22 protein-coding genes are annotated in these 19,460 nt (G+C 70.7%); 6 read left to right on the forward strand and 16 right to left on the reverse strand.

Going from position 1 to position 19,460, the window contains the following annotated elements; genetic code table 11:
- Window positions 1-20: 20 nt before the first annotated feature.
- Both F9C12_RS02005 and F9C12_RS02010 read left to right on the forward strand, forming a co-directional pair.
- Window positions 21-371 carry a hypothetical protein gene (locus F9C12_RS02005; protein ID WP_409464512.1) on the forward strand — a complete coding sequence of 117 codons (351 nt, stop codon included), beginning with the start codon at window positions 21-23 and terminating at the stop codon, window positions 369-371.
- Window positions 372-463: 92 nt separating this feature from the next.
- Window positions 464-1,240, forward strand: coding sequence for an SDR family oxidoreductase (locus F9C12_RS02010; protein ID WP_409180265.1), 777 nt, complete (start codon window positions 464-466; stop codon window positions 1,238-1,240).
- Here the strand turns inward: F9C12_RS02010 and F9C12_RS02015 are convergent.
- The 12 genes from F9C12_RS02015 to F9C12_RS02070 all read right to left on the reverse strand — a co-directional run bounded on the left by F9C12_RS02015 (window position 1,237) and on the right by F9C12_RS02070 (window position 12,072).
- Window positions 1,237-1,710, reverse strand: coding sequence for an SRPBCC family protein (locus tag F9C12_RS02015; RefSeq protein ID WP_409464513.1), 474 nt, complete (start codon window positions 1,708-1,710; stop codon window positions 1,237-1,239). The two genes, F9C12_RS02010 and F9C12_RS02015, sit on opposite strands and share 4 nt — an antisense overlap.
- Before the next feature lie 37 nt (window positions 1,711-1,747).
- Entirely contained in the window at window positions 1,748-1,951 is a 204-nt protein-coding gene (locus tag F9C12_RS02020) for a DUF6186 family protein (RefSeq protein ID WP_409180267.1), read from the reverse strand.
- Complete coding sequence (locus tag F9C12_RS02025) at window positions 1,948-2,541, reverse strand: hypothetical protein (RefSeq protein ID WP_409464514.1); 594 nt, start codon at window positions 2,539-2,541, stop codon at window positions 1,948-1,950. The genes F9C12_RS02020 and F9C12_RS02025 overlap by 4 nt, the downstream gene beginning before the upstream one ends.
- A gap of 239 nt (window positions 2,542-2,780) precedes the next feature.
- The gene (locus F9C12_RS02030; protein WP_409464515.1) at window positions 2,781-3,881 is read right to left on the reverse strand and encodes a serine hydrolase domain-containing protein; all 1,101 of its coding nucleotides are present in this window, start codon (window positions 3,879-3,881) and stop codon (window positions 2,781-2,783) included.
- Window positions 3,882-5,447, reverse strand: a complete 1,566-nt coding sequence (locus tag F9C12_RS02035; RefSeq protein WP_409464516.1) for an ABC transporter ATP-binding protein — start codon at window positions 5,445-5,447, stop codon at window positions 3,882-3,884.
- Window positions 5,444-6,340 (reverse strand): ABC transporter permease, encoded by an 897-nt coding sequence (locus tag F9C12_RS02040; RefSeq protein WP_409464517.1) that lies wholly within the window; start codon window positions 6,338-6,340, stop codon window positions 5,444-5,446. Before F9C12_RS02040 ends, F9C12_RS02035 begins: the two co-directional genes overlap by 4 nt.
- Window positions 6,337-7,293, reverse strand: a complete 957-nt coding sequence (locus tag F9C12_RS02045) for an ABC transporter permease (protein WP_409180272.1) — start codon at window positions 7,291-7,293, stop codon at window positions 6,337-6,339. Before F9C12_RS02045 ends, F9C12_RS02040 begins: the two co-directional genes overlap by 4 nt.
- Window positions 7,290-8,882 (reverse strand): ABC transporter substrate-binding protein, encoded by a 1,593-nt coding sequence (locus tag F9C12_RS02050; RefSeq protein ID WP_409464518.1) that lies wholly within the window; start codon window positions 8,880-8,882, stop codon window positions 7,290-7,292. Before F9C12_RS02050 ends, F9C12_RS02045 begins: the two co-directional genes overlap by 4 nt.
- Before the next feature lie 81 nt (window positions 8,883-8,963).
- Entirely contained in the window at window positions 8,964-9,389 is a 426-nt protein-coding gene (locus tag F9C12_RS02055; RefSeq protein WP_409180274.1) for a thioesterase family protein, read from the reverse strand.
- On the reverse strand, window positions 9,382-10,326 hold the full coding sequence (locus F9C12_RS02060; RefSeq protein WP_409464519.1) for a 3-hydroxyacyl-CoA dehydrogenase NAD-binding domain-containing protein: 945 nt from the start codon (window positions 10,324-10,326) through the stop codon (window positions 9,382-9,384). Before F9C12_RS02060 ends, F9C12_RS02055 begins: the two co-directional genes overlap by 8 nt.
- The gene (locus F9C12_RS02065; protein WP_409180276.1) at window positions 10,319-11,212 is read right to left on the reverse strand and encodes a 3-keto-5-aminohexanoate cleavage protein; all 894 of its coding nucleotides are present in this window, start codon (window positions 11,210-11,212) and stop codon (window positions 10,319-10,321) included. The genes F9C12_RS02060 and F9C12_RS02065 overlap by 8 nt, the downstream gene beginning before the upstream one ends.
- Complete coding sequence (locus tag F9C12_RS02070) at window positions 11,212-12,072, reverse strand: TetR family transcriptional regulator C-terminal domain-containing protein (RefSeq protein ID WP_409464520.1); 861 nt, start codon at window positions 12,070-12,072, stop codon at window positions 11,212-11,214. Before F9C12_RS02070 ends, F9C12_RS02065 begins: the two co-directional genes overlap by 1 nt.
- Before the next feature lie 416 nt (window positions 12,073-12,488).
- Between F9C12_RS02070 and F9C12_RS02075 the strand changes: the two genes are divergently transcribed.
- From F9C12_RS02075 to F9C12_RS02090, 4 genes are read left to right on the forward strand one after another with little or no spacing between them, the layout of a single operon-like run.
- Window positions 12,489-13,811 (forward strand): M20/M25/M40 family metallo-hydrolase, encoded by a 1,323-nt coding sequence (locus tag F9C12_RS02075; protein WP_409464521.1) that lies wholly within the window; start codon window positions 12,489-12,491, stop codon window positions 13,809-13,811.
- Window positions 13,811-14,704, forward strand: a complete 894-nt coding sequence (locus F9C12_RS02080) for an alpha/beta fold hydrolase (protein ID WP_409464522.1) — start codon at window positions 13,811-13,813, stop codon at window positions 14,702-14,704. The genes F9C12_RS02075 and F9C12_RS02080 overlap by 1 nt, the downstream gene beginning before the upstream one ends.
- Before the next feature lie 33 nt (window positions 14,705-14,737).
- Window positions 14,738-15,340: an ArsR/SmtB family transcription factor gene (locus F9C12_RS02085; protein ID WP_409180280.1), complete on the forward strand. Its 603-nt coding sequence runs from the start codon at window positions 14,738-14,740 to the stop codon at window positions 15,338-15,340.
- On the forward strand, window positions 15,333-16,061 hold the full coding sequence (locus F9C12_RS02090; RefSeq protein WP_409464523.1) for an SRPBCC family protein: 729 nt from the start codon (window positions 15,333-15,335) through the stop codon (window positions 16,059-16,061). Before F9C12_RS02085 ends, F9C12_RS02090 begins: the two co-directional genes overlap by 8 nt.
- A 385-nt stretch (window positions 16,062-16,446) precedes the next feature.
- Here F9C12_RS02090 and F9C12_RS02095 read toward each other — a convergent pair whose 3' ends face one another.
- The 4 genes from F9C12_RS02095 to F9C12_RS02110 all read right to left on the reverse strand — a co-directional run bounded on the left by F9C12_RS02095 (window position 16,447) and on the right by F9C12_RS02110 (window position 19,342).
- Window positions 16,447-17,028 carry a dihydrofolate reductase family protein gene (locus tag F9C12_RS02095; RefSeq protein WP_409464524.1) on the reverse strand — a complete coding sequence of 194 codons (582 nt, stop codon included), beginning with the start codon at window positions 17,026-17,028 and terminating at the stop codon, window positions 16,447-16,449.
- An 18-nt stretch (window positions 17,029-17,046) separates the two neighbouring features.
- On the reverse strand, window positions 17,047-17,271 hold the full coding sequence (locus F9C12_RS02100; protein WP_344275483.1) for a DUF5703 family protein: 225 nt from the start codon (window positions 17,269-17,271) through the stop codon (window positions 17,047-17,049).
- Window positions 17,268-18,281 carry a YncE family protein gene (locus F9C12_RS02105; RefSeq protein ID WP_409464525.1) on the reverse strand — a complete coding sequence of 338 codons (1,014 nt, stop codon included), beginning with the start codon at window positions 18,279-18,281 and terminating at the stop codon, window positions 17,268-17,270. Before F9C12_RS02105 ends, F9C12_RS02100 begins: the two co-directional genes overlap by 4 nt.
- Window positions 18,282-18,379: 98 nt before the next feature.
- Window positions 18,380-19,342 (reverse strand): aldo/keto reductase, encoded by a 963-nt coding sequence (locus F9C12_RS02110; protein ID WP_409464526.1) that lies wholly within the window; start codon window positions 19,340-19,342, stop codon window positions 18,380-18,382.
- Window positions 19,343-19,460: the final 118 nt, after the last annotated feature.

Genomic DNA, 19,460 nt, shown 5'->3' on the forward strand with positions numbered 1-19,460 from the left:
AGCGAGCGGAGGATGCCACGATGGACGGTGCCGGGCGGAACGATCCGCTTGCCGTGCTCTACCGGCTGCATCACCAGCTGCGCGTGCTGTCGCCGGTGCTGACCGTCGCGCCCGGACGGCCGGAAACCAAGGTCATGCTCGACGGTCTCGAGGAGACCGTTTCCGAGGCGGCCGGCCTGCTCGCGACCGCGGAACCGGCCGCGCTGGCCGCGTTGCGGCAGGGGTTCGAGCACGCCCGGGTCGGCCGGGGCAACGAGGCGACGTCGGAGCTGATCACCGCGTACGGACGGCTGTCGGTGCTGCTGCGGAAGGACACGCCGCGCCGGGACGCGGCGGACGAGCCGACCGTGCGGTGGCGTTCGAAGTTCTGAGCCGCGCGGTTTTGCCCGGCGCCGGGCGAGGCATGCCAGGATGGCGGGCGACAGCCGGCTGAGCCCGGGCAGTGCGGCAGCGGGAGGACCACGTGGCCGAGCAGATCCTCGTCACCGGCGGTAGCGGACAACTGGGCCGGGTGGTCGTGGAACGGCTCCGGGCCGCGGAGGCGCCGGTGCGGGCGCTGAGCCGGCGGCGGCGGTCCAGCGAGGGCGTCCATTGGACGGCCGGCGACCTGCGCACGGGACGAGGCATCGACGTCGCGGTCGCCGGGGTCGGGACCGTGATTCATTGCGCGACGGACTACCGGCGGGAGGTCGAGACGGTCCGCACGCTGGTCGAGGCCGCGCGGTGGAGCGGGCAGGCGCCGCATCTGGTGTACGTCTCGATCGTCGGCGCCGACCGGATCCCGATGGGGTACTACCAGGCGAAACTGGCCGCCGAGCAGCTGATCGCGGACTCCGGGATGCCGTACACGATCCTGCGGGCGACGCAGTTCCACTCGCTGGTGCGGACGATTCTCGCCGGCGCCGCGCGGCTGCCGGTGGTGCCGGTGCCGAAGTTCCGGTTCCAGCCCGTCGACGTGCGCGACGTCGCGGCCCGGCTCGTCTCGCTGGCCCAGGGCGGACCGCAGGGCCGGGTCGCCGACTTCGGCGGCCCGGAGGTGCGGACGACCGCGGACCTGGCGCGTGCCCTGCTCGCCGCGTCCGGAAAGGACAAACGGCTCGTTTCGGTGCCGGTGCCGGGGCGGGTTGCCCGGGGTTATGCGACTGGCGCGAATCTGGCGCCGGACCACGCGGACGGCGTCGTCACCTTCGAGCAGTATCTGGTGGAGCAGGGCAAGCCGACCGCGCTGCGGTATCGCTAGGCCGCGGCCCGGCGGCGGACGGTCCGCTCCAGGATGCCGAGGGTCGCCTTGAGCGCCGATTCCGGGACGACCGGGAAGGTCAGCCGCTCCTTCCACTCGTCGCTGAGTTCCGACCAGTCGTAGTAGGACGTGACGCGGGTGCCGCCCTCGGCGGGCTCCAGCCGGTAGCCGTAAATGTGGCGGACAGGCGGGCGGAAGTTGCCTTCGACGGTCCAGGCGATTTCCTCGTCCTGGACGAACTTCGTGATGACCACCTCGACGTCGTACTTGCCCAGCGGCCGGTCGCCGAGCGCTTCCCGGTCCATGTGGACCACGAATCGGTCGCCGGCCTGGGTGACCGGTTCGCCCTCGGCGTCCATGAGCATGCCGGACGCGTCGATGTCGACGTGGCCCTGCGGGTCGGAGAGAACCGCGAAGACGGCGGCGGCCGGGGCGGGGATGAAGCGGGAGACCTCGAGACGTTCGTTCATATCATCGACCATAGCAGAAATAATCGATGATTTACGGTCAACTCCGGACGAAGAAGTGCCAGCCGACCCACCACCAGGCCAGCACGAGCGCGATCCGGGTGGACCGCTTGCGCATCAGCGCGGCCAGCACGCGCGTCAGCGGCGGGATCTTCTTCGGGAACAGATGGCTGCCCAGCCACAGCAGGAGAGCGGCGGCCACGATCGCGCCGAAGCCGATTTCGGTGATCACCCTGCTGCTCACGCCGTCCTCCTCGCGGCGGCGGCCGCACGCAGCATGGCGAGCCCGCCGGCGACCCAGACCCCGAGCGCGAGAGCTTGCACGACGCGGTTGTCGAGCATCGGGTCGACGAGGTCGCTCATCGTGGGATGCGTCAGGGAGAGCCCGCCCGCGGCTTGCTCGTAGACGAACGAGACGAGTTCCCAGACACACCAGGAGATCGCCAGCGCGACCCAAAGCCAGCCGCGGCGCGGGACTGGTTGCGGAGGGAGCGAGGGGTCCCGCCATTCCACGACGAGCGCGCCGATGCCGATCGCGGTGATGGCGAGGAACATCGGCACGGTTTGCCGGCCGAACACCAGCGCTACCAGGCTGACGGCGACGATCAACGAGGCACTGGGCAGGCGGATGGCGGGCGCGAGGAGGACGTCGGCGGGGGCGGGGCGGCGTTCGGTGAAGATCAGCAGGAGCGCGGCGGCGAAGAAGATCACGCCGTCGGCGGGAGCGTCGCGGATCCAGTGCGCGAGGGAGGCGATGAGGAGCGCGGCGACCGGGAGATCGACGGCGGGCCGAGGCACCGGGTAGTCCGCCGCGTGCCGTTCGGGAACTGCCATGCGACGCACCCCATTCCGTGCCGGTCCTGCTTGGGGACAACGCGAAAGGGGGTGAATGGCTTCCCGGACGGGCGATCTTTTCGGGAGTCGGCTGGACCTGTCGGGCTTCGGCGGAGCAGGGCCGTTGCCAGGGTCACCGCACGGGGCGGCGGCGGTTGAAGCAGGACGAGCCGTCGAGGAGCCAGCCGCCGCGGGCAGGTCGGGTCAGCCGGGCAGCAGGAAGACGACCCGCAGAGAGGTCAGCTGGCCTCGTGCAGGGCCGCCAGCAGTGATGACGCTCGGTGGTCCACATCCTCGGCCTGGAGTTCGTTCGTCACGAACGAGAACGACAACCCCCGCGTCGGCCACGCTCCATGGCGGCCGCCGCCGGCGCCCGAGTGGCCGAAGGCTGCGGGGTCGGCTTCGGCGGGGCCGTAGGTGCCGATCGGGTCTGCCAGTTCGAAGCCCAGGCCGAAGCGGAGTGGGCGGTCGTTGATCGCGTCGATGCCTTCGGACCAGGTGCGGGTGGCTTGGGCCAGTACGTCGCCGGGGACGAGGTCGCCCGAGCGGAGCAGGTCGTAGAGGCGGGCCATCGCGGTCGCGGTGCCGACGGCGCCGCCTGCGGCCAGCGTGGCGCCGCGGTACTCGGGCGAGTTCATCGAGTCGCCCGAATCGAGCAGGCCGCGGTACATCCGTTCGACGATCCGGCGGCGTTCCTCGTCCTGGAGGAACGTGCTGATCCGGTAGCCGGGCGCGCGCCGCAGGAAAGCGACCGGGACGGTCGGCGGGGTGCCGAGCCGCAGGTCGAGGCCGTACGGCGCGGCGAGGAGGTCGCGGATCAGGGCGCCCAGGTCCGCTCCGGTGACGCGCCGGGCCAGTTCGGTGGCGAGGTAGCCGTAGGTGAGCGCGTGGTACGCGACCTTCGTGCCGGGTGTCCACAGTGGACGTTGGGCGGCGAGGGCCTCGGCGTTCGCCGCGTTGTCCAGCATGGGCAGGTCGGCCTCGACGTAGGGCAGGCCGACGGTGTGCGAGAGAACCTGCGAGACCGGCACGTCCTCCTTGCCCGCGGCGGCGAATTCCGGCCAGTAGCGGGCGACGCGTTCGTCCGGGTCGAGTTTTCCCTGTGCGGTCAGCATCGCCAGGCCGGTCGCGACCACGCCCTTGGTGCCGCTGAACAACACGGCGCGGGTGTTCTGGGTCCATGGCACCCCGTCCGCCGCCGAGCCGCCCCACAGTTCCACCACCGGGGTGCCGTCGCGGAACACGCTGAACGCGGCTCCGCCGGTGGTCGCTTCGACGAGGTCGCCGAACGCTTCCCGCACGGCCTCGTAACCGGGCTTCACCGCACCGCTGAAAGTCATTCACAACCTCGGGGTCGTAGCGAGAAGTTCGCTGGTGTACTCGTGCGAAGGGGAATTGAGCACCGTTTCGACCGGGCCTTCCTCGACGATCTCGCCGCCGCGCAGCACCGCGATCCGGTCCGCGACCTCCGGGGCGAGGGCGATGTTGTGCGTCACGAACAGCATCGCCATGCCGAGCTCCCGGCGCAGCTCGCCGAGCAGTTCCACGATCGTGGCCTGCACGGAGACGTCCAGCGCCGAAGTGACCTCGTCGCACACCAGGACGTCCGGCGTGGTGACGAGCGCGCGGGCGATGGCGGCGCGTTGCCGTTCGCCGCCGCTGAGCTGGTCCGGCAGCCGGTTCGCGAGGTCGTGGCGCAGGCGGACCCGGTCCAGCGTCTCCGCGACGCGTTCGCGCCGCTCGGCGCGGGAGAGGGAAGTCAAGCGCACCAACGGAACCTCGATCGACTGCGCGATCGTCTTGCGCGGGTTCAGCGACGAGAACGGGCTCTGGAAGACGTACTGGATCCGCCTCAGCTCATCGGTGCTGCGCTGCCGGGCCGCCGGGGCGAGCGGGGTGCCTTCGAGCGCGACGGTCCCGGTGAAGCCGCGGTTCAGTCCGGCGATGCACTGCGACAGCGTGGTTTTCCCGGAACCGGACTCGCCGAGCAGCATCACGCTTTCCCCGCGCGTCACGGCGAGATTGATGCCGCGCAACACTTTCTGCTGCCCATAGGACACCCGGATGTCGCGCGCGGCCAGCACCGCGTCGGCTGGCGGGGGAGCAGCGGCGGGCTCCGCGTCGAGGTCGGGCACCGCGGCGAGGAGCCGCTTCGTGTATGCGTGCTTCGGCCGCCGCAGCACCTCGTCGGCGACGCCGCATTCGACCAGATCTCCTTGGTACATCACGGCAACCCGGTCCGCGAGCTGCGCGACCACGGCGAGGTCGTGCGTGATGTAGAGCGCCGCGACGCCGTGCTCGGACGTCAGCTGCCGCACCGTTTCCAGCACCAGCGCCTGCGTCTTCACGTCGAGGCCGGTGGTGGGCTCGTCCAGCACGACCACGCTCGGGCGGCACGCGAAAGCCATCGCGATGCCGACCCGCTGCTGCTGCCCGCCGGACAGCTGATGCGGGTATCGCCGCTGGTAGGCCTCGTCGGACGGCAGCCCGACCTCGGCGAGCACCTCGGCCACCCGCTGGTCAACGGACCCGGCGTAGCCGTGCGTTTCGAGCACCTCGGCGATCTGCCGGCCGACCCGCAGCGCGGGGTTCAGCGACAGCGCCGGGTCCTGCGGGATGTACGCGACGGCACTGCCGCGCAACTGGCGGCGGGCCGCATCGTCGAGCGTCAGCACGTCGACTGGTTCGCCGTCGCGTGGACGCAGCAGCACCTGGCCGCCGCCGGACACGAGCCCGCGGCGGAAATGGCCCAGCGCGGCCAGCCCGGCGGTCGTCTTGCCGGAACCGGATTCGCCGACGAGCGCGAGCACCTCGCCGGGCGCGATCTCGTACGAAACCGAATGCAGCACCGGGCGGCCCGCCGTCGTGCGCACGGCCAGTCCGGTCACCTCCAGCGCAGCGGTCATGCGCGCACCTCCCGGGTCCGCCCGGCCGCGGCCGAGGCGAGCGAGTCGGCGACGAGGTTCGTCCCGACGGCCAGCACCGCGATCGCGGCCACCGGGAGCAGCACGCCCCACGGCTGCACGACGAGCGCGATCCGGTTCTCGTTGATCATCAGGCCCCAGTCCGCGGCCGGCGGCTGGATGCCGAGCCCGAGGAACGACAGCGAGGCGATGTAGCCGATCGAATACGTCAGCCGCAGTCCCAGTTCCACCATCAGCGGGCCGGTGATGTTCGGCAGGATCTCGCGCAGCAGGATCCGGCTGCGCGGCACGGCGTACATCTCGGCGGCGCGGATGTAGTCGTGGTTGCGCACCGAAACCGTGGCCTGCCGGGCGACCCGCGCGGTCCGCGGCGCGTGCGTCAGCCCGATGACCAGCACCAGCAGCCAGCCCTTCGGGCCGATCACCGCGATCGCCAGCAACGCGATGACCAGCTGCGGGAACGACAGCAGCACGTCGTTGCCGCGCATCAGCAGGCTGTCCAGCCAGCCGCCGCCGTACCCGGCGATCATCCCGAGCAGCGCGCCGAGCACGATGCCGAGCGCGGTGGCCAGGACCGCGTACAGCAGCAGCGTGGTGCCGCCCGCCAAAAACCGGGTGAGGACGTCGCGGCCGAGACCGTCGGTGCCCATCAGGCCGTCGGGTTTGAACGGTTTCCCGGCGAAGTCGGTGGTGGTGTGCCCGGTGAGGACCGGTCCGAGCCACGGGCCGAGCAGCGCCACCAGAATCACGACTCCGGCCAGCACGGTGCCGACCTTGGCCTGCGGGAACGCCCAGGCGGTGCGGATCAGCCCGGCCGCGCGCGGCGGCGTTTCCGGGACGGCGGGCACCACCTGTTCTTCTTCGACCGCGGTCATCGCACTGCCTCCGTCCGGAGCTTGGGGTCGGCGAGGATGCCGATCACGTCGGCCAGCAGGTTCACCACGATGTAGACCGCGGCGATCAGCAGCGTCACCGCCTGGACGACGGCGACGTCGCGTTTGCCGACCGCGTCGATCAGCGCCTGGCCGATGCCGGGATAGCGGAACAGGAATTCGACCACCACGACGCCGCCGGCCAGCCAGGCCAGCTGGATCGCCACGACCTGCGCGACCGGCCCGACCGCGTGCGGCAAGGCGTGCCGCAGCAGCACCGTCCGCTCGCGCATTCCCTTGAGCCGCGCCATTTCCACGTACCCGGAGTCGAGGACTTCGCTCATCGTCGCGCGCATCATCCGCGTGATGTACGGGGTCACGACGAGCACGAGCGTGAGCACCGGCAGGACGAGCTGACTCGGCTGCGCCCACACCGCTTCGCCGGGCGGCGTGAGCGTGACCGAGGGCAGGACGCGGAACACCGTCGTCGCGAAGAGGACGATGAGCGCCACGCCGATCACGAACTCCGGCAGCGCGGCGATCACCAGGCTGATGCCGGATACCACCTGGTCGCTGGCGCGGCCGCGGCGCATCGCGGTCCAGGTGCCGAGCGCGAGCCCGAGCGGCGTGGCGATCACCGCGGCGAGCACGAGCAGCACGAGCGAGGCCGACACCCGGTCCGCGAGCAGCGTCGTGACCGGGCCCTGGGTCGAGGTCGAGGTGCCGAGGTCGCCGGTGAACAGGCCGCCCAGCCACGAGAGGTAGCGCTGCCAGACCGGTTCGTCGAGGTGCAGCTGGTGCTGCAGCGCGGCGATCCGCTCCGGAGTCGCCTGCTGGCCGAGGATCGCCCGCGCCGGATCGCCCGGCAGCAGCAGCGTCGCGACGAACACCAGCAGCGTGACCAGCCACAGCACCACGAGGCTCACGAGCAGCCGTTTCAGGATCAGCCGGCTCATGCCGCGCCTCCTTCCGCCGTGCCGAGCCAGACCTGGCGGAACTGGTAGCCCGACAGCGAGATCCCGGTCCGGTCCGGCACGAATCCGGCCACATAGGACTGGTAGGCGTCGACCTGGTCGACGAAGCCCCAGACGATCAGCCCGCCGCGCTCGTACTCGATTTGCTGCGCGCGGTGCAGCAGCTCGGTGCGCGCCTTGGGGTCCACCGTGGCGCTCGCCCGGGTGACGAGGCCGGTGAATTCCGGGTCGTTCCAATGGGTTTCGTTGTACGGCGCTTTCGGCAGCGCGCCGGACGCGACCTGCGGCAGGTAGTTGCGCGTGTACCAGAAGTCCTGTGCGAAATCCCAGGACAGGTAGTTCTCGCCGTAGAACGTGGTGGTGTCGACCTTCCGGATCCGCACGTTCACGCCGGCCGCCTTGGCCTGCTGCTGGAACACCTGCGCGGCCTCGACCGCGCCGGCCTGGATCGGCGCGGTGACCAGTTCGATGTCCAGATTCGGCTTCCCCGCCTCGGCGAGCAGGCGTTTCGCTTCGGCGATGTTCTGCTTCCGCTGCGGCAGCTGCCGGTTGTACGCCGGGTCGAAGGGCGCGTAGAGGTCGTTGCCGACCCGGCCCTGTCCGCTGAGCACCTGGTTGATCATCTGCTCGCGGTCGACCACCAGGCGCAGCGCTTGCCGTACCCGGACGTCGTCGAACGGCGGCCGGTCGACGCGCATGGTGAACGGCAGCCAGGTGCCGGTTTCCGACCGCAGCACCTGGATCCGCGGGTCGCTGCGGAGCACGTCCACGAGCGCGACCGGGACCTGGTCGATCGCGTCCACTTGGGACGAAAGCAGGGCGTTGATCCGGGCGTCGTCGTCGGCGAAGTTGATGAGCGACAACCGGTCGAGATACGGCTGGCCAGGCCGCCAGTAGTGCTCGTTGCGCACGAAGGTGCTCTGCAGCCCGGCGGTGAACGTCTCGGCTTTGAACGGCCCGGTGCCGATCGGCCGCTTGACGTCGAAATCGCGCGGGACGATGCCGAGGCTGTACTGGCCGAGCAGGTCGTCGAAACCGGAATTCGGGGAGGTGAGGCGGAATTCGACGGTCCGGTCGCCGGTGGCGACGACCTCGCCGAGCATGGTCAGCCCGGCCGCGCCGCTCTTCGGGTCCTTCGGGTCGGTGATCCGGCGGAAGGTCGCGACGACGTCGGCCGGGGTCACCGGGCGGCCGTCGTGGAAGCGGATGCCCGACCGCAGCACGGCGGTCCAGGTGCGCGCGTCCGGCGAGGGCTTCAGCGATTCGGCCACCAGCATCTGGAGCCGGTAGTCGTGATCGCGCAGCAGCAGCGGTTCGTAGAGGTTGAGCACCCGGGCGATGTCCGGGTTGGTGGCGGGGATGTGCGGGTCGAGCGTGTCGGCCGCGCCGCCGCCGGTGACTCCGACGCGGAGGGTGCCGCCTCGTTTGGGCGGCCCGGAGGGCACGGCCGCGGCGACGGTGGAGCCGCAGGCGGCCAGCAGGGAAGCGGTCCCGGCGAGCGTGGCGCCGGCGAGGGCCGCGGTGAGAATGCGGCGGCGGGAAACGCGGGTCGGTTTACATCGGGCTTCCATGGGCGACTTTCGAGCGGGTGTCGTGAGCGGCAATCCCGGTTAGAACCGGGATTGCCGCTCACGACACGGTGGGGGAGGGGATCAGGCGATGGCACGTCCCGCGTAGTCCGGGACCGGGGCGAGATGCGGTGCGAGCGCGGCGGCGATTTCGGCGGGGAACGGCGTCGCGCGGCCCCCGGAAACGTGCAGGCACAACAGCTCTTCGGTGGCGACGAGTTCGCCGCCGACCCGCATTTCGTGGCACAGCCGCACCTTTTTCGCGCCGACTGCCAGCACGGAGGTGCTCACCTCGAGTTCGGCGTCCGCGCCGACTTCGCGCAGGTACCGGACGTGAGCCTCCACCGTGTACAGCGACGCCCCGGTTCTCTCGCGGTAGCCGGGGCCGAGGCCGACGATGTCCATCAGCGCCGTGGTCGCGTCGCCGAAGACGAGCACGTAATAGGGCTCGGAGAGGTGGCCGTTGTAGTCGATCCACTCTGGACGGACGCGGTCGCGGTACTCAGCCACGACGGGCCTGCCCGACCGCGCGCTGGATCGCGATGACCGCCCGGTCGCGTTCGGCGACCAGGTCGGCGATGGTCCGCCCGTCCGCCTCGTCGTCGCAACCGGCGACCACGGCGTCGCGGAGTTCCTTGGTGAGTTCCGGCGCTTCGAGCCGGGTCCACGGGGACTTCAGGGACGGTCCGAAGTGGTCGAGCATGTGTGCCATGCCGCCTTCGCCGCCGGCCAGGTGGAACGTCAGCATCGGGCCCTGGACCGGCCAGCGCAGGCCGGGTCCGTCGGTGATCGCGAGATCGATCTGCTCGACGGTCGCCTCGCCGTTCGCGACCATGTGCAGGGCCTCGCGCCACAAGGCTTCCTGCAGCCGGTTCGCGATGAAGCCGGGCACCTCGCGGTCCATCGTGAGCACGGACTTGCCGACGCTCCGGTAGAACGCGGCGGCCTGCTCGACCGCCCACGGCGCGCTGAGCTTCCCGCCGACGACCTCGACCAGCGGGATCAGGTACGGCGGGTTGAACGGATGCCCGACCACGAGCCGCTCCGGCGTCTTCGCCGCGACCTGCATTTCGGTCATGCCGTAGCCGGAGGTGGACGAGGCGATCACGACGTCCGGCGCGGTGACCGCGTCGATGTCGGCGAGCAGTTTTTGCTTGAGTGCGAGGTCTTCCGGCGCGCTTTCCTGCACGAAGCCGACGCCGTCGACGGCTTCCGCGAGCGTCGAGGTGACGGTGAGGCGGTCGCGGCTCGCGCCCGGTTTGAGGCCGAGTTCGGTGAGCGCGGGCCAAGCCGCGTCGACGAGCCTTTCGAGCTTCTCCGCCGCGTCGGGCGCGGGGTCCCAGGCCTGGACGTCGAAGCCCTGGGCGAGGAAATGCGCGACCCAGCCGCCGCCGATGACTCCGGCTCCGACGCAGGCGACCGTGTCCACAGTGGATGCTTCAGGCATTCGCGCGCTCCTTCAGCCCGAGGATTTCGCGGGCCCGGTCCGGGGTGGCGATGTCCGCGCCGAGCTTCTGCACGATGTCCACCGCGCGTTCGACGAGCTGGCCGTTGGTAGCCTTGACTCCGCGGGCCAGGTAGAGGTTGTCCTCCAGCCCGACCCGGACGTGCCCGCCCAGCAGCACCGACTGCGCGACCCACGGCATCTGGTCGCGGCCGATGGCGAACGACGCCCACTGCGCGCCTTCCGGCAGCAGGCGCACCATCGCCTGCAGCAGCCCGGGGTCCGGCGGCGCGCCGTACGGGATGCCCATGCAGAGCTGGAACAGCGGCGGCGGGTCGATCAGGCCTTCTTCGACCATCTTCGTCGCGAACCACAGGTTGCCGGTGTCGAAGATCTCCAGTTCGGGCTTGACGCCCAGCTCCTGGATGCGTTTCGCGCCGGTGCGCAGCATGTCCGGAGTGGACACATAGAGCTGGTTGCCCTCGCCGAAGTTCAGCGAGCCGCAGTCGAGCGTGCAGATGTCCGGCAGCAGCTCTTCGACGTGCGGGAGCCGGTCGAGTGCGTTGACCAGGTCGGTGCCGTCGACCGGCTTGAGCGGGTCCTCGGCGTCGATGACGAGGTCGCCGCCCATGCCCGCGGTGAGGTTGACGACCACGTCCACCCCGGACTCTTTGACCAGCCGCACCGCCTCGCGATACAGCGCGACGTCCCGCGACGGAGCGCCGGTTTCGGGTTCGCGCACGTGGATGTGCACCACGGCCGCGCCGGCGTTGGCGGCCTCGATGGCGCTCTCGGCGATCTGCGCCGGGCTGACCGGGACGTGCGGGCTCCGGCGGGTGGTGTCCCCCGCGCCGGTGAGCGCGCAGGTGACGATGACCTCGTGGTTCATCAGGCTCCTTGGACGATCGAGCGGTCGATGAAGTCGTGCAGGTGCGCGCGCATCGCGCCCACCGTGCTGCCGGGCCGCCCGGTCAGCACCTGGATGCCGAGGCCGTCGATCAGCGCGGTGAGCTGGGCGGTGGCGGCCTCGGGGTCGGCCAGGCGGAAGACGCCCTGCTCCTGGCCGGTGCGGATGGTCATGAGGATGGTCTGGTACCAGCGGTCGTAGGAATCGGTGTAGAGCGAACGCAGCCGCGGGTCGAGCGCGACCTCGTTCCAGACCTGCAGCCACACCGACCATTCGGCGCGCAGCAGGCCCTCGGTCGGCAGCTGCAGTTCGACCAGCTTGAGCAGCCGGTCGTGCGCGCCGGGCACCGCGTGCAGCTCGGCGACCTGCCGGTCGAAGGCGAGCTTCACGTTGCGCCGCAACGCTTCGTCGAGGACCTCGGTTTTGGTGGGGAAGTGGTAGTGGATGGCCGCGGTGCTGGTGCCGCACGCTCGCGCGATGTCGGCGATGCGCACCCGGTGGTAGCCGCGTTCGGCGATGAGCTGCCAGGCGGTTTCGAGGATCCGCCGCCGTGGCTCGGAGTGCGCCGGGTCGTCGGGCTCGCTCGCGGTTCCCGCCGCCGGGGCCGGGACGGCGGTGACGGTTTTGGCGTCGTCGCTGCCGTTGAGCAGCCAGTTCACCGTGACGCCGGAGTATTCGGCTACGCGGACCAGTTCGTGCGGGGAGAAGCGGCGGGTGCCGTTGAGGGCCTTGGAGAGTTTGGTCTGGTCGAGGCCGATGGCGGCGGCGAATTCGCGTTGGGGGACGGGCATGGACTGGATCAGCTGGCGTACTCGTTCTCTCAGCTGGTCTGTTTCGTCCATGGGCGGTGACGGTAGTTGTGGGTTGCGAAAATCGCAACTCTTGGGGGTGGGGGGTGTAACGGGGCGGGGGAAGTGTTGTGGGGTAAGGAGTTGCGATCTTGGGTTGACTGGCGGATCAGTTGGTTCGGCTCGTCGCCCTGGCGGGCGACATTGCCGGTTGGTGGTTGCGTGGGGCACCCCGAAGCTCGATTGTGCTGACGGTCGGCGGGTGCTTGTCAAGGCGGGAAAGATGCCTTGACAAGCACCCGCCGACCGCAGGGAGGCTTCGTATCGGGGTGCGGGGGAGGGGCTGGGTGCCTCGCTCTTTGGGTGCAGCGGTGCGGTTTGTTGCTGTATGGGCTGCTCGTCGCGCGGGGTGTGGGGGTCCACTCGGCGGGACGGCGGCGTCTTGGGGCATGGGATGATAGGAATGGCCGGTGACCGAACCGAACTTGATCGACGTTGCTGCGGACGAGGCTGTCACGCTTACCAGCGAGCTGATCCGCATCGACACCACCAATACCGGCGACCCCGAAACCCTCGTGGGCGAGCGGGTCGCGGCCGAGTACGTCGCGGAGAAGCTGACTGACGCCGGGTACGAGATCACTTACGTCGAGTCCGGCGGCAAGGACCGGCACAACGTGCTCGTGCGGCTTCCTGGGGCTGACCCCAGTCGCGGGGCGTTGCTGATCCACGGGCATCTCGACGTCGTCCCTGCGGACCCGGCCGAGTGGTCGGTGCATCCGTTCTCCGGCGCGGTTCAGGACGGGTACGTGTGGGGGCGCGGCGCGGTCGACATGAAGGACATGGTCGGCATGACGCTGGCCTTGGCCCGGCACTACAAGATCAACAACATCGTGCCGCCGCGGGATCTGGTGTTCCTCTTTGTCGCCGACGAGGAGGCGGGCGGCAAGTTCGGGGCGCAGTGGCTCGTCGAGAACCGGCCCGAGTTGTTCGAGGGCGTTACTGAGGCGATCAGCGAGGTCGGGGGCTTCTCGATCACCTTGAAGGACAACGTCCGCGCGTACGTGATCGAGACGGCCGAGAAGGGCATCCGCTGGATGAAGCTGCGGGTTCGCGGCACTGCGGGCCACGGGTCGATGATTCATCGCGACAATGCGGTCACCAAGCTGTCCGAAGCCGTCGCGAAGCTGGGGCAGCACCAGTTTCCGTTGGTGCTGACCGATTCCGTGCGCGAGTTCCTCGCCGGCGTCACCGAGATCACCGGCTGGGATTTTCCGGAGGACGACCTCGAGGGAGCAGTTGCCAAGCTGGGCAACATTTCCCGGATGATCGGGGCGACGCTGCGCGACACCGCGAACCCGACGATGCTCACCGCGGGGTACAAGTCGAACGTGATTCCTTCGGTGGCCGAGGCGGCGGTCGACTGCCGCATCCTGCCGGGGCGGATCGAGGCGTTCGATCGCGAGCTGGACGAGCTGCTCGGGCCGGACATCGAGAAGGAGTGGATGGAGCTGCCGCCGGTCGAGACGACGTTCGACGGCGCGCTCGTCGACGCCATGACCGCCGCGGTGCTCGCCGAGGACCCGGGTGCGCGCACCCTGCCGTACATGCTTTCCGGCGGCACCGACGCGAAGTCCTTCCAGCAGCTCGGCATCCGCAACTTCGGCTTCGCGCCGCTGAAACTGCCCGCCGACCTCGACTTCTCCGGGCTGTTCCACGGCGTGGACGAGCGCGTCCCGGTCGACGCGCTGAAGTTCGGCGTCCGCGTGCTGGACCGGTTCCTCCGCTCGTCCTGATGTCCGGGTTCCGGCTCGCTGACGGCACGCCCCTGCACCTCGTGCGCAGGGGCGACCCGGCGGCGGCCGTGACCGTCGTGCTGCTGCACGGCTACGCGCTCGACCAGCGCAGCTGGGGCCGGATCGCCCCGGTGCTGCCGGACGCCGTCGAGCATCCGCTCGCGGTGGTCAGCTACGACCACCGCGGGCACGGCGAGTCGGGCCGGGCCGCCCGCGGCACCGCGACCATGGGGCAGCTCGCCGACGACCTCGCCGAGGTGCTCGAGCGCGAAGTCCCGGACGGCCGGGTCGTGCTCGTCGGCCACGACATGGGCGGGCTCGCGGTCATGTCGCTCACCCAGCGGCATCCGGAGCTGTTCGCCGCGCGCGTCGGCGGGCTGGTGCTGCTGTCGACGTCGTCCGGGCGGCTGGCCACCGAGGCGTCCGCGGCCTGGCCCAACGCGCTCGGCAAGGTCGCGCAGGACCTGGAAATGGTGCTGGGCGCGAAGCTGTACGGGGTGTTCCGCGAACACACCAGCCGGGCGGTGAGCGCCGGGCTGCGCTGGTGGCTGTTCGGCGACGATCCCGACCCGGACCTGGTCGAGCTGACCGTGAAGATGATCCGCGGCAACTGGCCGCACACCGTCGCGCAGTTCCGGCCCGCCCTTGACGCCTACGCCCGCGAAGCCGCGTTGTCGCTGGCCGGCGACCTGCCGGTGACGGCGATCGTGGGGGAGCGGGACCGGATCGTCGCGCCCGCCGACGTCGAGCAGTTCGTACGCGGGCTGGCCCAGGGGTACGCCGTGGTGCTGCCGGGCGTCGGGCACGTCGTGCCGCTGGAGGCGGCCGCGCAGGTGGTCCCGCGGATCGCCTCGGTCGTGCACGAGGTCTACCGACAACAAAACCTGTCTTGACAATGTGAGTGTTCAGCCGCGACGATGGGACGCATGTTTCCCGTTGCGGTGATCGAGGACGCGGCCGCGGCCGAGGTGTCGCTGGACCCCGTCCGGGCCCGGCTCCTGGCCGAACTGGCGCAGCCGGCGTCGGCGACGATGCTGGCCGCTCGCGTCGACCTGCCCAGGCAGAAGGTCAACTACCACCTGCGCGCGCTGGAAAAGCACGGGCTCGTGGAGCTGGTCGAGGAGCGGCGCAAGGGCAACGTCACGGAACGGATGATGCGGGCGACCGCAGCCTCGTACGTGATTTCGCCGTCCGCGCTCGCGGCCGTGCAGCCCGATCCGGCGCAGTCGCCGGACCGGCTCTCCGCGCGCTGGCTGCTGGCCGTCGCCGGACGGCTGGTGCGCGACGTCGGAATCCTGATCACCGGTGCGGCGAAAGCGAAAAAGCGCGTCGCCACCTTCGCGCTCGACGGCGAGGTCCGGTTCGCTTCGGCAGCCGACCGGGCGGCGTTCGCGGAGGAGCTGGCGACGGCGGTGACCACGCTGGTCGGGAAGTACCACGACGAGAAAGCCGAGAACGGCCGCGCGCACCGAGTGGTGCTGGCGGTGCACCCGAGCGTGCCGATGGGGGAGGAAAACCAGGATGGGTAAGGAATTCCGGGAGATCGACGTCGCCGAGGTCCCGGTCGAACCGGAACAGGTCTGGGCCGCGATCGCGACCGGACCGGGCATCGACTCGTGGTTCATGGGCCGCAACGAGGTCGAAGGCGGGGTCGGCGGCGCGGTGCGCGGGGCTTTCGCGGCCTACGAACCGACACACGCGATCACCGCGTGGGACCCGCCGAACCGGCTGGCCTACGGCGGCGAACCGGATCCGGACGGACGGCGGATCGCTTACGAATTCCTCGTCGAAGGCCGCGAGGGCGGCAGCTCGGTGATTCGGTGTGTCACGAGCGGCTTCCTGCCGGGCGACGACTGGGCGGACGAGTTCGAGGCCATGCAGGCGGGCGGCGCGCTGTTCTTCCGCAACCTGGTGGAGTTCGTGCGGCACTTCCCGGGCCGGACGGCTGTGCCGGTGACCGCGTTCGGGCCTGCGGTTGTCACGGATTGGCCTGCGTTGTGGGCTGCGCTGGCGAAGGAGGTCGGGGTCGAAAAGCTGGCTGTCGGCGCGAAAGTCCGGTTGGCCGGTTCGGATGGTGTGGTGTACGCGGTGAACGAGCAGACCGTCGGAATCCGTACCGAAGAGGGGCTTTTCTGCTTCATGCAAGGCTTCCGCGGACCGCTGGTGGCGACGCACCACATCGTCGCGCCGGACGTGGACGTGGCGGCGGAGGAAGCCAAGTGGGCGGAGTGGATGGCCGCGCTCGGCTGAGCCTTGTCGAATGGGCCGCCTTTTCCCGCCGGAGCCGGACCGACGGCGTACCGCGTGGCCACCGCCTGGTTCAGCAGGACGACGGGCGACGGGTCCAGTCCGAAAAGCCGGTCGTGCATCGCGGCGATGCAGCAACGCGGCCAGCCCGGCGACCTCCGGTTCCGGAGGCGGTTCCGCCGCTGCCCGGACGGCCTTCTCGTGGCCGACCGCGTCCCGGCGAACCCGGTCTATCGCCTCGCGCCAGCCGGTGGTCACGAGCCACCCGGTGGGACTGGACGGCACCCCCTCGTCGGGCCAGCGCTTCAGTGCCTCGGCGATACCGCATCCTGGCGGCGTCGGTGCGTCAGATGCGTCCGGTCAGCTCGGCGACGTCGTTCACAAGGGTTCAGGCGCGGACGTACCGCAGCAGGGCGACGCCGCTCTCGAATGTCCGGCTGTCCGCCATCCGGTAGCTGTCCACGGAGAACCCGGCGTCGAACAGCGGCGCGCCGGAGCCGATGACCACCGGGTACAGCTTCAGGTGCAACTCGTCCACCTCGTCGCGCAGCGCTCCGGCCAGCGCGCCTCCGCCGACGAGCCAGATGTCCTTGCCGTCTTCCTTCTTCAGCTCGCGGATCTTCTCCGCCGGGTCGGTGTTGACCACCTGCACGGCCGGGCCGGGCGCCTCGGTCATCGTGCGGGAGAAGACGTAGTGCCGCAGATGCGCATACGCGTCCGGAACGCCGAGGTCGACGCCCATCTGGTAGGAGACGCGGCCTTCGACCACCGTGTCGAAATGCCGGTGCGGGACGTCCTCGATGCCGAGCACTGACCGGAGGTGCGTCGGCACCATTTCCGGATATTCGCGCAGCAGCGGCTCGGCGTGGTCGCCCTCGAACTGGAAGACCGAGCCGGTCGGGTCCTCCCGGGTCGGAGCGGCGATGAAGCCGTCGAGGGTGGACGCGACCAGATAGACCAACTTGCGCACAACGGACAGTCAAGCAGGTCAGGTCGCGAGCCCCGTCGAATGGTCCGCCGCCGTGCGCTTCCGCCGCAGCCACACCCTCCGCGTGCCGTCCGCGTACAGCCGGACCGTGCGCAGTTCCCAGCCCGCGAACTCCGCGTGGATGGAGAGCTGGATCATCGCCGCGCGCCGGGACACCGCCGGGGGGAGGCGCAGGCGGCGATACTCCCAATCCCCTTCGACCACCGCCTCGTCGACTGTCGTCATGGCTGGATCACCTGGGTCCCTTCTCCGGCGGCCGAGCCGACGAAGACGCGGCCGGTCTGGTCGTCGACGCCCACCGTGTCCGGCTGGCGCACGGTCGGGAATCGGTATTTCTCGACGGGCTCTCCGCCGCGGACGTCGTAGCCGACGACCTCGTTGCGGGCGGTCAGGGTGACCCACGCCAGGCTGCGCTTCGCGTCGTAGGCGAGGCCGTACGGGCTGCCCGGCACCGGGTAGCGCTGGCGGAGGATCAGCGGGCTGGTGGAGAACGCGAGCAGCGCGCCCGCGCGGGCGTCGGTGACCAGGACGCGGCCGTAGGAATCCGCGACCGCGTTGGCCGCGCCGTCGCCCGCGCGCAGGCCTTCGTCCATGGTCCCGGCCCGGACGTCCACGCTGAACACCGCGGTGCGCAGCCGGTCGAGGACGACGACGCCGTTGCCGGTGTCGACCACGTCGTCGGCGCTGTAGAGCTGCCCGGTGATCGTCTTCGCCACCGAGCCGTTCGCCAGCACCTCGACGGCCTTGCGGTCGCGGACCGCGACGAGCGTGTCCGGGCCGTCGGCGACCCCGGCGGCCGGCTGCCCGGCGACCTTCTCGGCGGTCAACTGCCCGCTCGGCAGCGCGACCCGGGCGAGCACGCCCTTGCCCGGGATCCCGGCGAGCGCCTGGCCCGCGGACACGCTGAGCGATTCCGCCGGACCCGGCAGCGCGACGGTCTTCTTCGGCGCGCCGAGCGAGGCGAGATCGTAAAGCCGCAGCTCAGGCGGCTGGGAAAGCGCGACGACGAGCGTGCGGCTCTGCTGGTCTGCCGCGATCGCGGACACCACCGGCATCGGCAGCACCTGCCCGGCGGGCGGCACCGCGCGGGCGGGGGAGACGGCGGGTTTCGCGGCCGTCGGATTGGCCACGACCTGCAGGTTGTCCTTCGGCTGCTCCGAGGACGAGCAGGCGGACAGCGCGAGCGCACCGGCCAGCGGGATCGCGATCCGCGACGCGGCGGTGAGCCGACGCACCTTGAAACCTCCACCCAAGCTCCGGCGAACGGGTCCCTCCAGCATCCTCCAGGAACGCCGACCCGTCACGCCCGTGTCACCGACCCGACACCTGCGGCTCACCGGGTGCCTCGTTCCGGATAGCCGAATTCGATGTCGCTGACGTCGTCCAGCGCGCTGCGGATCGCGGGCGGCAGCGTCAGGTCTTCGGCGGCGAGCGAGCCGGTGAGCTGGCCGGTGTCGCGCGCGCCGACGACCGGCGCGGCCACCCCCGGCCGGTCTCGGACCCAGGCGAGCGCCACGGCGAGCGGCGACGTGCCGAGGCCCTCGGCGGCGGTCACGACCGCCTGGACGATCCGCGCGGCTCGTTCGGTGCGGTGGTGCTCGACGTACCCGGCGTACTCGGCGGAGGCGCCGCGCGAGTCCGCGGGCGTGCCGGTGCGGTACTTGCCGGTGAGCACGCCGCGGCCGAGCGGAGCCCACGGCAGGATGCCGATCCCGTGGTGCGCCGCGGCCGGGACGACTTCGCGTTCGATGCCGCGCTCCAGCAGCGAGTATTCGAACTGCCCGGACACGAACGGCACCGCGGCGAGAGAGGCGGCGGTGGCGAGCTGCCAACCCGCGTAGTTGGACACGCCCACGTAGCGGACCTTGCCGCTGGTGACCGCGTAGTCGAGCGCGGACAGCGTTTCCTCGATCGGCACGCAGGAATCCCACGCGTGCAGCTGCCACAGATCGATATGGTCGGTGCGAAGCCGCTTCAGCGATCCTTCGAGCGCGGACAGCAGCGCGCCGCGCGAAGCGCCGCCGCCGAACGGGCCGTCGGTGCGGCGGGCGACGGTCTTGGTGGCCAGCACGACGTCCTCGCGCGGCACCAGGTCCGACAGCAGCTCCCCGAGCATCCGCTCGGCCTCGCCGCCGGCGTAGAGGTCGGCGGTGTCCACGAGCGTGCCGCCCGCGTCGACGAACGCGACCAGCTGGCTGGCCGCCTCGTCCGGATCGGTGTCGCCGCCCCACGTCATGGTGCCGAGGGCCATCCGCGATATCCGCAGTCCCGACCGGCCGAGCTGTCGCTTTTCCACGACCGCCGAGCCTAGTGGGCGCACCCGCCCGCGCCCGGGCAAGGTGACCCCGTGTCGGACCGGGGCCCTCGCGGGAGTTCTCAGGAACCACCCGATAGGTTCCCGGCCGTGCGAATCG

This window comes from Amycolatopsis sp. GA6-003 (assembly GCF_046267895.1).
Lineage (GTDB): Bacteria > Actinomycetota > Actinomycetes > Mycobacteriales > Pseudonocardiaceae > Amycolatopsis.